This window comes from Pseudalkalibacillus berkeleyi (assembly GCF_021608225.1).
GTDB lineage: Bacteria > Bacillota > Bacilli > Bacillales > Fictibacillaceae > Pseudalkalibacillus > Pseudalkalibacillus berkeleyi.
The window spans coordinates 288,592-301,077 of record NZ_JAKIJS010000001.1; the positions used below are offsets into that span (position 1 = coordinate 288,592).

The following is a 12,486-nucleotide window of genomic DNA, read 5'->3' on the forward strand; positions in this document are numbered from 1 at the left end:
TTAAGGGGGGATAACTTGAAAGAAAAGTACTTCTGGGTTGCTATTGTTGTTGTGGTTATAGCTTGGATTGGAAATTATACATATTTAAAATCTCAACAATTGGATAAGCCGATCATTCTCAGTCATTACTATGAACTAGAGCAGGCGGATCGAACTGATATACGAATCTTTTACCTTACAAACAAAAATCATCAAGCATTACAAAGGGCACAAATAAATGGCATGGATGCTTACTGGAGAGATGATCAAGGCTTTTCAATGTACGATCAACCGATACAACCTCAAGTCGTGCAAGAATTCCGGCACCATTATTTAAAGTCAGCTGTGCTTGAAGTTGCCGGCGATATGCTGCCACTAAAGAAGGGATCAGGAGATATATGGTCCACAAATGAACTATCTCCAACCTTCATCGATTCAGGTCAAACGGTTCAATTAAAGCCAACTGAATTAGGGATGGTATCGATTATAGCTGGTTATCCGAATAAACAAGCCTTCCTTTTGACGGGTAATAGCGGAAATAATCGAACATATGTCACTAAAGAGGCACTAAAGCCAGTTGTCATTGATGAGATTAATCTACCGTTTAAAGAGCAACTTAAAGAACATATGAACATTAAGGTTGATTTAAATCAAAATCAAGTATACCAATCTAGTTGGAATCGCATTTCGTGGAATGAGGTGCCAGGTAAGGAGCTAAAGGAGGTTACTTTTCCTATACACCTTAAGAAAAGAGACAATATGAGTGTTTATGTACAACTAGATGATCAACTCAAAAGCTATGTTCACCTCAGTTTGAAATTAAAGGGAAAAACAACTGATGGAGACCAATTTATTACACCGGTTAGTATCTATTCACACCCGTATTTTACACAAAAAGATATTGACGAAATCATTTCTGATAAAGGAAGAGGGAGGTAGTCATGAAGGAAGCTTTTTCAAAACTATTTTGGGGATTCTTATTCATATTAATCGAAATACATTTCATTTGGATTGATATTCTGGCCGATCCAATCGGTTATTTCTTAATCTATCTAGGATTAGCAAAGCTTACGGAGATGTTCAAAATACAAAACTTTTCAAGAGTACTAGCCATACTATTGATTGTAATCTCACTGCCAACTGTGTTCATGGATCAAACGAAGAACAACGGCTCTAGCATGTCAGGAATGATAGAATGGTCCATGTATGAACAAGCCCTAGGTTTGGCGAAACTCGTACTTACGTATTTTGTATTGAAGGTCATGTTGGAAGTTGCCAAACAGATTGGAAATAACGATCTACAAGGGGTGACACTTAAGTTTTTCAAAATCTACATGCCCACCATGGTCATCATTAGCTTCGTACAACCATTTCTGATGAACATGCATAGTAAAATGCAAATTGGAGTGACCCTCTTTTCTGCAATTGTAAGTCTCATCTTAAACATCATATTCTTAGTCATTTTACGAAAGTTTAGAAAGAGTGAATGGCTAGAAAAGGAACCGGTGAAATCAAGAGAAGAACTAGGTCAAGCGTAGCGAATAAAATAGATTAGAAGAAAGGGCTAACCAATTATTTATACGATTCGGTCCAGCCCTATTGGCTTACTTCACATATTTCACATCGTATTCATGTACAAGATAAATTCGGAAGTCACCTTTCAACTCAAGATACCCGGAATCATACCTCCAAATTACTGTATAAGTTTTACCTCGATAAACAACCCTTGTGCCTTTGTTCACCACCTGTTGTTCCTCCTTTTGTGCATCTCGTCAACTCATGATAGGGAGTTCGGTACTGATTAGTTTCAAGTCATTTGATAATAAAAGTCGATTTGATTCAAGAAGGTTGTCAAAGGATTGTTGGTGATCATCTAATGATTTATAACAAATAGCCTTTTCAGATTTGACTAAAGCTAACCAAGAATCGTTCTTATGAGTATTGAAAATAGATTCAGACTTATTAAATTCCTTAATTGCACTCTGATGTTCTGTCTTTTTCATCAACACTTTACCAAGGGCATAATGACATTGGGCCTGGAGGTGTGATTTTCTTTCGGATCGCTCTATACCTAATTGAATATAATGTTCTGCGAGTTCAATATTATCGATATACAAATAGGATAATGATAATTCATAGTAATTGTTTACTGCATGTGCAGTGAAATTAAGTTTTTCAGCCTCATCAAGGCAAGCGTGTAGTTCTTCTAACGACTGAACAGCTTTGTTCTGCTTTCTTAGTAAAATGCCCAAATTAATTCGTGAACCAATATACCGGTGTGTATCTACTACAGGATCGAAATAGTCGATGGCTGATCTAGTAGATAAGAATCCTGCTGCATACTTACGCATATATAATTCTGCGATTCCTTTTAACATATAAAAGTGACCATTAGAAAACTTAATGTCGTTCTTCTCCATGATGGCCATAGCATCATCAACAACGTCCAAACCTTTTTGAAATTCCTTAATACGGCAATAACAAAGGGCTAGATTATAAAGAATATTGATTTCAAGTAGACAGTCTACTTCTGCGTGATAGGTGTTAATCAATGCAGAGGCTTTCAAAGCAGCGACAATACCTTCTTTATATTTATCTAACTTTCGATTAGAAAGTGTTATGTAATAATACACTTCTACAATTTCATTGGTGTCAGTTGATGATAGGTAGGAGAGGGATTCTTTGAAGTGTGTAAGTGCGCTTTCATGTTGATCCATTTTTTGGTGGATTCGGCCGAGCAATTTATACGCTAACCACTTATTCGGGAAATGAACACTCTTAATGTTGACTAGTTCATTCAATCTACTTTCTGCTTCTGAATACTTTTTTACCTTGAATAATGTTTGGCAAATATTTAGTCCTTTTTGTATGTCATCAGCTGTGGTCAATGGCATAGAAGCATCTTTTATTTCACCAAGCAAGTCCCCGACAGAAACACCCAGTTTGTATGATAAGTATTCAATCGTTCTGAGGGAGGGAGTAGTCAGGTCTCTTTCAATTAGACTTAACATGGCTCGACTTAACTGATCCCCTGCTAAATCACCTTGTGTTAATCCTAAATCCTTACGTAATCTTTTAATACGTGTTCCAACACTACTTTCCAATTTCTATCGCCTCCCACTACTATTTTACCATTGTTGTCAATTCATTAACACAATTTTTAAATAATTTAATATATTACTCAAAAAACGAGTTGACAATTCAAAATGTTAAATTTATGATAAAAATGTAAAAATATTCAAATTAAAACGGAGGTGCTTTATGGTAAGAGGTTTGAAGAAAATTGTAAATGGTGTTTGTGCAGGTGTTATGCTAGTTGGGATCACTTGGTCCGGACAGGCGGTAAATGTGGAATGGAAAGAGGGGGGAGCCTCAGAAAACATTTCATTCATCGTGTCTTCCGATCCAATTTGGCCTGACAATGATCCAGTTTGGCCAGATGGAACAACTGAAAGTGTAGACCCAATATGGCCGGATTCCCCTCAAAACCCCGATGAAGATCCAGTATGGCCCGATGAAAATGCTTCAACCAAATCAGACCCGATCTGGCCAGATGATGAACGATATTCCCTCTAAAGGAAGTACACCCTTCTCCATTAATCATTCTATCTTTTCCTATTCACTTAGAAATTCTCTGTAAATGAACGACCTTATCGATCATCCCCTTCTAAATTATTCATTCTAGCTCCCTAAAAAAAGCCACACCTACCAATTTAAATTCCGAAAACTCAAATTAAAGATCCTCCTGCCCTAATAAGTATGTAAAAGTGTGCGAGCATTACTTATCAGAATATAGGCAGGAGGAAATTTTATCTGACAAGTATGATTGTATTAAGGGAAGCTTAATTTTTATTTTGAAGAAATTGTAGGAGATCGACACACCATGGGGATTGAAAGGCGATGGTTAGTCTATTTTGTATTTGCGTTTGAATAGTAATGCATTGATCGTGCCACCTATAATTAACGTTTGTGCCGTTAAATATAGCCAAATCATGAGGATGATGAGTGTTTTTACATTGCCGTAAATTAATGAATACTGACTATACCGTACATAAAATGAAAACCCGAGCGAGATGAGCTGCCAAAGAATAGTGGCGGTTACAGCACCAGGTAACACCTCAATGAACTTCAGTTTCGCTTTTGGAACAAAGTGATAGAGTACATAAAAGAAAACGAACAAAACAATACTTCCTACTACCCATTTGATTGGATTCCAAAAGGTGATGATAAATGTGAATAACCACGCATCTTTGTCGATCAGGCTAAGAACAATCCGTTCAGCTACAGGGACAAGTACGGAAATGACTACAACACTAATGAATGCAAATGTAAGCAATAATCCTTCAAGGAGTTGGAAGAGAAAAGAGCGTTTTGTCCTTTGGGGGTAACTTTCATTAAGTATCCGTGAAAAAGATTGTATCGCAATAGATGATAACCAAATCGATGCTACGAACCCGAATGTCATCAAGCTTTTTTCTTGATTAGCGAAAATACCAACTAACGTTTCTCTTAAAAAGTAAACGGTCTGTTCAGGTGCATAAGGCTCAATTAAATCAAGAACAGAACCAGTATCAAGCGGAAGTTTACCAACTAATGTAATTACCACAATTAAAAATGGGAAAAGGGACAATAAAAAGTAATACGACATTTGTGCAGCAAGGTCGTACATTTTCCTATCAAAAAATTCTCTATATAGTGCTTTAACTAACCATCCCAAAAGCGCCATGCGACATCCCTCATTTTTCTCACTATGCTTGGTATAACCAAAATGAAGGACTTTATGAAGAAAGAGCAGTTATTTGAAAATGTGAGAGTAAAATTAAAGAAAAAAAGCTCATCTAGTTGATGAGCTTTTTTATATTCAAATCACTACTATTTAACAACATGTGGCGTTTTATATTGTTTATAAGCATCTAAAATAGCAGATAAAAGTGTTGCTTGGGCTTTCCCATAATAATGATTTTCGATTTCTTTATTAATTAAGTTCAGCCCATCTCGTAAACTCAACCCTTTAATAACTGAGGATAAATAGGATTGTGCATGATTAGTGTCGAGATTACAGTCTGCCCAAACAATTACGCCATACAATTTATCTACTTCTAATGTAACGGTGACAGACTGATTTAAATCGTTAAATGTTAACCCTTTTGGTAGTCCAGCATGTCCTGATATCATTATTGTATGAGGCAAATTTTACTCCTCCTTTAGAATACAAATCATTAGTGTTCAAGTATTAATTAGACATTATGCAGTTGATTCCTTTAATGAAATAGTTCTTTTATGATTTAGAATTGGATTTCAAATTTACAGTAGAAATTTACAGTAGAAAGGAAGAACGATACATGGACTTACAATTAAATGGAAAGAGTGTGGTTGTAACAGCAGGAAGTAAAGGTTTAGGGAAAGCGACTGCTATGGAGTTTGCTAAGGAGGGTGCTCATGTAATTATAGCAAGTCGTAATGAAGAACAGCTAAGCAAAGCGAAAGATGAAATCATTCGTGAATCCAAAAATGAACATGTTGACTATGTAATTTGTGACATTACCAATCCAAATCAAATAAACAACCTTGTCGATTTAGCTGTAGAGAGAAATGGAACAATTGATGTCTTAATTAACAATGCTGGTGGACCGCCAGCAGGACGATTCGAGGATATGAATGATGAAGATTGGCAATATGCATTCGAATTAAATTTACTTAGTTTTATCAGGTTATCACGTAAAGTAATCCCACATATGAAAGAGCAACAAAATGGACGCATCATCAATTTCGCTTCATCTTCTATTAAACAACCGCTCGACAATTTGATTTTATCGAATACGTTCCGTGCAGGGATTGTTGGTTTAGCAAAAAGTTTATCCCAAGAACTAGCAGCCGATCAAATCATGGTGAATACTATTGGACCTGGTCGAATTGCAACAGACAGGGTAGCCGAACTGGATGGCATTAGGGCAAATAACATGGGGACCCCGTATGAGGAATTTGTTCAATATACTGAAAAGAAAATACCACTCCAAAGATACGGTACTCCAGAGGAATTCGCCAAGTTAGTCGTATTTCTAGGTTCAGGTGCTAACACATACATTACAGGACAATCGATACTTGTAGATGGTGGTATGGTAAAAGCACTCTAAAGTCAATGATCATGGGCGTTTTCATAGTTTTTTGAAAACAACTTGCAATTTGTTCATTTACCTGATAATATAAGAGTTAGTTATTTTTGTTCGACACTTATGGATCGTTTATCACAATGAACATTACGTCTGTTTTGAGCAAGAATAGAAATACAATTGTGCAAAAAGCACTAGGAGGCAACAAAAATGGAACACGGAAAAGTAAAATGGTTTAACGCAGAAAAAGGTTTTGGATTTATCGAACGCGAAGGTGCAGACGACGTATTCGTTCATTTCTCAGCTATCCAAAGTGAAGGTTTCAAATCACTTGACGAAGGTCAAGAAGTAACTTTTGAAGTAGAACAAGGTCAACGTGGACCACAAGCTTCAAACGTTCAAAAAGCGTAAATTATAACTATGATATAAAACAGACTCTCCTGTAGAGTCTGTTTTTTTGTACTTCAATCATATGTATGATTAGCGTAATATTTGTGTAAATCTATTCACAATGGTTATGCTTGTAATATGATATAATGGAGTTAGAAAGGGAGTGACCGTTTGAAATATTCAAATAACCAGTTTAGTGCTGGGGATGTTGTAAATATTCAAAAGACTGGTGAGTCCGTTACGATAAAAGACTGGAAATATATTAAAAATATGAAGAGATACTCATATATCGTAAATGAACATCCAAACACATTCTTTTTTGAAGAAGAATTCGAGAAAAAGAAATAATGATGCTATACAAAAAGTAGTCAGCCAAAGGAAATTTGCTGACTACTTCTTTATTATATTTTACGTATGTACAGATTTGTTAGATTTTGTTTCGACGAGCAAATATGATTTAACAATATGTGCAAATCGATCAGCATCCTCATAATGGGGTGTATGGCCACAATTTTCAAAATGAATGATCTCACCATTCTCGGCACTATTATTGAAAGCAGAAACGTGGTGCGCACATGTCACGGCATCATGCTCGGCGGTTATTAACAACATCGGATTATTTACTGTTTGTAGCTTTGGAAGGAGAGAGTCGAAAATAACACCTTCTTCTCTTAACCTTGTATAATGAACTTCAGAACGATCATACAACTCATCAATTTCTTCTTCCGTATATCCTGCAAAATAATCAGTAGGATTGTCAAAATTGTAAGTGTAAATTTCCATTCGATGTTCACCAAGTTCATCACTTAAAGGAAGGTATTCCTCAACAAACTTTCTTGGTGATATATCTGATTCAATTAACTTAAGTGCTTTTGATTGAGCTTCCTCTTTACCATACTTTCCTAGTAACATTGCCGTTTTCCTCAAAAGCTCTTTAGCAGTTAACTTAAAATCAAATGTAGGACATTCAAATATAACTCGCTCAATGGAATGAGGATATTGATCAACATAGGATAACGCTAAATATCCCCCGACTGAATGACCGATTAGAGACCACTTAGTTATACCAAGTTCTTTACGAAGTGCTTCACAATCCTCTACAAGATCTTGAAACCCAAATGGTTCACCCTCTTCAATTAAAGCAGAGCGACATACACCTCTTTGATCAATTGCAATCAAATAAAAATCGTTTTGTAAACGTTCAGGCTGATGCGCAGAAAAATCGTAACAACTTTCACCAGGACCACCATGCAAATATAGGAGGGCTGGATTTTCTCTGGATCCGTAGGTTTCAACATAAAGATCCTTACCCCTGATGTTCATTAATGTACCCTTCATAAAATAACACCTCAAATCATCAATTTCTTTGCTAGACCTACTTCTTGAAAAAGATTAGCAATCCTTTTTTTGTAAAACGAAAAGGGAAACTTAATAAGGGTATGGAATTTTGTAATAAACATAAAGAGTTGATTTGTAAGAATCAACAAATTAGGGGTGTATAAATGAAATGGACAGGGCGCATTGCTATCTCATTGATTATGTTATTAGGCGTTTCATTCCTAAATGCACCTACTCCTGCACAAGCTTGTTCATGTGCTGTTCCGTCTTCTCCAGATGAGGAAATGAAACGTTCAGATGCTGTGTTTATGGGCACAGTAAAAGATATAAAGGATAAAAGCTTTCTCAGATATAGCCCAAAAAAGGTTGTATTTGAAGTGTCTAAATCATGGAAAGGCGAGATTAAAGAGGAAATTACTATCTTAACAGGAACCAATAGCGCGAATTGTGGATTCCCTTTTGAAGAAGGTGAGAAATATATCGTTTATGCAATGAAGCCGAACATGTATGGGGGTAATCGTCATCTTACCGCCACGCTATGTAGCTTAACTTCTAATTTAAACCCTGACAAAGAGGGTTTGTTGAAACCCCACAGTAATGTAATTCCCAGTGGCGATTGGAAGGTGCCAACACAAGAGACCGAGCAAAATCATACACTCTTATACACGTCCATATGGGCTGCCTTTACAGCAATCAGTGGGCTGATACTTTGGAAAATGGTCAAGTAAGGGGAGAGCACTATGGAATATCTATTAAGAGAAGGTCAAGATTCCGATTTCGAAAAGTTAAAACCAATCCACAAGGAGGTGCATGACCTTCATGTGATGGGAAGACCTGATCATTATAAAACGACTGAAGACACGTTAGATGAGAAGTACTTTAGGGGATTAATCAATGAGAACGGCGGAAAGGTATATGTCATCGAATTAGACTTGAGGCTGATCGGATTTATATTTTTGCGATTGAGGGAATCCCCGGATCGAACAACCCATGTGAAATCTACACAATTATTTGTGGAGGACTTTGGTGTATCAGGATCCTATAAAGGGCAAGGGCTTGGAAAGTTATTATTCGATAAAGCGGTTGAAGTAGCAAAGGAAATGAATGCTAGTAGGCTAGAGCTAGGTGTTTGGGAATTTAATCAAGCAGCTATTCAGTTCTATGAATCACTCGGGATGTCAACTCAGGTGAGGAAGATGGAGTTGAAAATAAAATAAGTCCCCTATAAAGCTCAATTTTTGAACAACTCTTATGTAGTGAAACATTCGGTCCATGTTCATACTAGGGAGTGTAGAGAGGAGAATGTTGAAAATGAGAGCGATGATGATTAATAAATATGGAAAAAATGAACAATTACATATGAAAGAAATCGATCAGCCAGAGGTAGGCGTTCACGATGTCTTAGTTGAAATTCATGCTGCGAGTGTAAATCCAATTGATTTTAAAATCCGGAACGGCGGGGCGTTAAAGCTGATCTTGAAATATGACATGCCACTAACACTTGGAAATGATTTTTCAGGGGTAGTCGTTGAAGTTGGTTCCAATGTAACGAAATTCAAAGTCGGTGATGAGGTTTATGGTAGACCGAGTAAAGATCGAATCGGAACATTTGCAGAAATGATTGCCATTCATGAAGACGAGCTTGCGAAAAAACCGAATACACTTTCCTTTGAGGAGGCTGCCTCTTTACCTCTAGTCGGGCTTACGACTTGGCAGGCATTTCACGAAAAATTCAACCTTAAAGCAGGGCAGAAAATATTGATCCATGCGGGCTCTGGTGGTGTAGGGACGTTTGCCATCCAACTCGCAAAAGCAATGGGTGCATATGTTGCAACAACAGTCAGTGATCAAGGATATGAGCTTGTTAAATCTTTAGGTGCGGACGAAATCATCAACTACCGAAAGAAGAACTTTGAAGAGGAATTATCTGGGTACGATGCAGTCTTTGATACTTTAGGTGGAGAATCGCTAGAGAGATCTTTCAAAGTATTGAAACCTGGTGGGAAAATTGTTTCTGTTTCGGCAGTTCCAACGAAAACGCTAGCAGAAGAGATGGGGTTAGGTCCTCTCAAAAAAATTCTGTTTTCAGTGATTAGTCGTAAGTTAATGATAATGGCTAAAAAGCACGATGCAGAATATGATTTCTTACTTATGCGCCCAAGCGGCGAGCAGCTTGATAAAATCAAAGAGCTAGTAGAGTCCGGCAAGATCAAACCCATTATCGATAAAATCTATGCACTAGAAGAAGCGCAAGGTGCGATGGCATACAATGAAACCGGGAGAGCAAAAGGGAAAGTCATCGTTAAAGTAAAATGATGTATAAATATGTGTTATTTAAGAAAATAAGAGCTGTCAGAATTTCTGAATTCTGACAGCTCTATGAAATATGAAAAGTTTTTATTTTCCTGGTAGTGGCACACCGACATTCCAATCGTTTACAGAGTCAGTATCTGTAGTTACGTCACTACGATAAATGGCTTGTCCTGTATTGGCAGTAATGTTCCAACCAGATACATAATTTTCATAGGCTAAAAAGTCGATTTCAGATCCAGAAGGATTTTGAAGTGAAACTTGGTCACCAGAATTTCCTAGAGCAAGTGACATTCCAGAAACATCTGGATCAAACCCGAATAAGTTACGGAACCCTGTAGTGTCCTTAGCTACTACTAGATATTGACCTGGATCAATTGTAGTACCGGAAGGCAGTGCAAATGTACTGTAGTTATCTTTTAATAAATATCCACTTATGTCGAGTGTTTGTGATGAAGTGTTGTAAATTTCTAAGTATTCACCAACGCTGTCGTTTCCTTCTGCATCATAATATACTTCTTGAATAAGTAACTCATCTGAAGTACCACCGCCCGAACAATTACATGTATACCCAGCAGATTGTGCATCTTGTTCAGTAAAGAAGAATACACGGTCTTCAATTGGTACTTGAGTGTAGTTTTGTGGAGTAACATATTCTTTCGAGAAATAGTTACCGACATATTTATCAGGCTGATCGTTGAACATGCGATCACGATATTCAAATGGAAGCTCTTCTAAAGGATTTGATGCATCCCAGACACCAACTTTATTGTTCATACCTGTGATCATTGCGTTACGGTAATCTTCAAACTTAGGATCCTCAAAAGGCCAGATGAAATAAGAGATAGCATGACCATTCTCCAACATAGAACGGTTTACATCCATATTTCCTTTAAACACATATGCTAACAGACGACCGAAGCCATCCACTTCTTCAGCACCAGTAACTAGTGTTACCTCAGTTCCACTTGGTAGAACTGATTTGAGATAATCGGTGGCTGCATTTCCGTGTGGGTCAATTTGATTACCAGGGTCTTTGCCACCCGATACGAATGTTTCAGGTGTATCAATACCTAAGAAACGAACTTCATCTGCACCTTGAACAGGATTTGTAAGCATGATCGTATCACCGTCCTTCACATAATCGACGGTGCCAGTGTAAGTTCCAGCAGCTGCGACATCCGGTTCGATAACGGAAAGTGGAACAAGTAATACAGCGACTAACATCCAGATGCTCATCATTTTCTTCACAATAAAAAACCTCCCCAATATATTTGGTACTCCCCAATAAACGTACCAAAAGACTGTGAAGGTTGTATAAAGTCACTGTAAAACCAGATAGGTCCTACTTTAGATATATGTATCCTCAAAAAAGATTATTAATAGATGGTTAGTGTAAACTTTTTTACTAAAAAATGAGACTTTTATTACCGGTTTCTACAAATTAAGACGAAGGTAGAGTCCATTGGCTTAATTAAATAAAACTTTACATTTGCGATTGTAGAATAAAGGAAATTCGACAAGAAATTTGTCGGGTTTTTTTCCTTGTCCAATGGTCAACATATTGATACTATAATAGTAATTATTTTTGTTCAGTAGATTCATGAATTTATTAGAGCAAGAATAGTAAAACAATGTGCTTAAAGTGCAATAGGAGGCAACAAAATGGAACAAGGTAAAGTAAAATGGTTCAACGCAGAAAAAGGTTTCGGTTTCATCGAGCGTGAAGGTGCTGAAGATGTATTCGTACACTTCTCAGCGATTCAAGCAGAAGGATTCAAGTCTCTAGAAGAAGGTCAAGACGTTACTTTCGACATCGAAGAAGGACAACGCGGACCTCAAGCTGCTAACGTACAAAAAGTATAATTTGACGATGCTGACGAACAGGCTCCTTTAATAAGGGGTCTGTTTTTTTGTTTTTTAATTAGTTTATAAGGATGAATTTGGAAATAGATGTTTTGATTCAATAATTTTAGGTAATAGTTCATATGTAAACAATTATAGAGAAGGGGTTTTAATTTATGTCACACGAAAAGTACCAATCAGTAATTGATGCGCTACATGAGTGTATGGTTGCATGTAACCACTGTTATTACTCCTGTTTACAAGAAGATGATGTAAAGATGATGGCAGAGTGCATCCGTTTAGATCGAGAATGTGCTGATATGTGCTCCTACTTAGAACAAGCATTAGTGAGAAATACGCCATTTGCACCTGAATTAGCTACCGTTTGTGCAAAGATTTGTGAAGCATGTGGAAATGAATGTAAGAAACATGATCATGAACACTGTCAACAATGTGCTGAAGCCTGCTACAAATGTGCAGAGGAATGTAAGAAGTTAGCATAACGATAAAAGAG

General features: G+C 37.0%; 17 protein-coding genes. 11 read left to right on the forward strand and 6 right to left on the reverse strand.

The genetic code is table 11. The features are described from left to right. The first annotated feature begins 15 nt into the window (after positions 1-15). Both L2716_RS01535 and L2716_RS01540 read left to right on the forward strand, forming a co-directional pair. Entirely contained in the window at positions 16-918 is a 903-nt protein-coding gene (locus L2716_RS01535) for a hypothetical protein (RefSeq protein ID WP_236331012.1), read from the forward strand. A 2-nt stretch (positions 919-920) separates the two neighbouring features. Next, complete coding sequence (locus tag L2716_RS01540; protein ID WP_236331014.1) at positions 921-1,517, forward strand: hypothetical protein; 597 nt, start codon at positions 921-923, stop codon at positions 1,515-1,517. 66 nt (positions 1,518-1,583) lie between these two features. Here the strand turns inward: L2716_RS01540 and L2716_RS01545 are convergent, their stop codons facing one another. Both L2716_RS01545 and L2716_RS01550 read right to left on the reverse strand, forming a co-directional pair. Then, positions 1,584-1,724 carry a hypothetical protein gene (locus L2716_RS01545; RefSeq protein WP_236331017.1) on the reverse strand — a complete coding sequence of 47 codons (141 nt, stop codon included), beginning with the start codon at positions 1,722-1,724 and terminating at the stop codon, positions 1,584-1,586. A gap of 27 nt (positions 1,725-1,751) precedes the next feature. Further along, entirely contained in the window at positions 1,752-3,083 is a 1,332-nt protein-coding gene (locus tag L2716_RS01550) for a helix-turn-helix domain-containing protein (RefSeq protein WP_236331022.1), read from the reverse strand. A 157-nt stretch (positions 3,084-3,240) separates the two neighbouring features. Between L2716_RS01550 and L2716_RS01555 the strand changes: the two genes are divergently transcribed. After that, positions 3,241-3,555, forward strand: a complete 315-nt coding sequence (locus tag L2716_RS01555; protein WP_236331025.1) for a hypothetical protein — start codon at positions 3,241-3,243, stop codon at positions 3,553-3,555. A gap of 328 nt (positions 3,556-3,883) precedes the next feature. Here the strand turns inward: L2716_RS01555 and L2716_RS01560 are convergent, their stop codons facing one another. Both L2716_RS01560 and L2716_RS01565 read right to left on the reverse strand, forming a co-directional pair. After that, the gene (locus tag L2716_RS01560) at positions 3,884-4,705 is read right to left on the reverse strand and encodes a YihY/virulence factor BrkB family protein (RefSeq protein WP_236331028.1); all 822 of its coding nucleotides are present in this window, start codon (positions 4,703-4,705) and stop codon (positions 3,884-3,886) included. A 146-nt stretch (positions 4,706-4,851) separates the two neighbouring features. Continuing rightward, positions 4,852-5,169, reverse strand: a complete 318-nt coding sequence (locus L2716_RS01565) for a DUF3870 domain-containing protein (RefSeq protein ID WP_236331031.1) — start codon at positions 5,167-5,169, stop codon at positions 4,852-4,854. A 152-nt stretch (positions 5,170-5,321) separates the two neighbouring features. Here L2716_RS01565 and L2716_RS01570 point away from each other — a divergent pair, with 152 nt between their 5' ends. From L2716_RS01570 to L2716_RS01580, 3 genes are all read left to right on the forward strand, one after another. Then, positions 5,322-6,113: an SDR family oxidoreductase gene (locus L2716_RS01570; protein ID WP_236331034.1), complete on the forward strand. Its 792-nt coding sequence runs from the start codon at positions 5,322-5,324 to the stop codon at positions 6,111-6,113. Positions 6,114-6,299: 186 nt separating this feature from the next. Continuing rightward, positions 6,300-6,500: a cold-shock protein gene (locus L2716_RS01575; protein WP_236331037.1), complete on the forward strand. Its 201-nt coding sequence runs from the start codon at positions 6,300-6,302 to the stop codon at positions 6,498-6,500. Positions 6,501-6,650: 150 nt separating this feature from the next. Continuing rightward, complete coding sequence (locus tag L2716_RS01580; protein ID WP_236331040.1) at positions 6,651-6,827, forward strand: hypothetical protein; 177 nt, start codon at positions 6,651-6,653, stop codon at positions 6,825-6,827. 60 nt (positions 6,828-6,887) lie between these two features. On the opposite strand, the gene L2716_RS01585 is transcribed toward L2716_RS01580, so the two are convergent. Next, positions 6,888-7,817: an alpha/beta fold hydrolase gene (locus tag L2716_RS01585; protein ID WP_236331043.1), complete on the reverse strand. Its 930-nt coding sequence runs from the start codon at positions 7,815-7,817 to the stop codon at positions 6,888-6,890. Between the two features lie 164 nt (positions 7,818-7,981). Here L2716_RS01585 and L2716_RS01590 point away from each other — a divergent pair, with 164 nt between their 5' ends. The 3 genes from L2716_RS01590 (at position 7,982) to L2716_RS01600 (ending at position 10,133) form a co-directional block, all read left to right on the forward strand. Then, a complete protein-coding gene (locus L2716_RS01590) occupies positions 7,982-8,545 on the forward strand; it encodes a hypothetical protein (RefSeq protein ID WP_236331046.1) in 564 nt (187 codons plus the stop codon). 12 nt (positions 8,546-8,557) lie between these two features. Beyond that, positions 8,558-9,034: a GNAT family N-acetyltransferase gene (locus tag L2716_RS01595; protein WP_236331050.1), complete on the forward strand. Its 477-nt coding sequence runs from the start codon at positions 8,558-8,560 to the stop codon at positions 9,032-9,034. Between the two features lie 94 nt (positions 9,035-9,128). Further along, positions 9,129-10,133, forward strand: a complete 1,005-nt coding sequence (locus tag L2716_RS01600) for an NADP-dependent oxidoreductase (RefSeq protein ID WP_236331053.1) — start codon at positions 9,129-9,131, stop codon at positions 10,131-10,133. An 81-nt stretch (positions 10,134-10,214) separates the two neighbouring features. Here L2716_RS01600 and L2716_RS01605 read toward each other — a convergent pair whose 3' ends face one another. Then, the gene (locus L2716_RS01605; protein WP_236337765.1) at positions 10,215-11,369 is read right to left on the reverse strand and encodes a lamin tail domain-containing protein; all 1,155 of its coding nucleotides are present in this window, start codon (positions 11,367-11,369) and stop codon (positions 10,215-10,217) included. A 423-nt stretch (positions 11,370-11,792) separates the two neighbouring features. Here L2716_RS01605 and L2716_RS01610 point away from each other — a divergent pair, with 423 nt between their 5' ends. Together L2716_RS01610 and L2716_RS01615 are read left to right on the forward strand one after the other, a co-directional pair. After that, complete coding sequence (locus L2716_RS01610) at positions 11,793-11,993, forward strand: cold-shock protein (protein ID WP_236331055.1); 201 nt, start codon at positions 11,793-11,795, stop codon at positions 11,991-11,993. A 155-nt stretch (positions 11,994-12,148) separates the two neighbouring features. Next, the gene (locus L2716_RS01615) at positions 12,149-12,475 is read left to right on the forward strand and encodes a four-helix bundle copper-binding protein (protein WP_236331058.1); all 327 of its coding nucleotides are present in this window, start codon (positions 12,149-12,151) and stop codon (positions 12,473-12,475) included. Positions 12,476-12,486 lie beyond the last annotated feature (11 nt).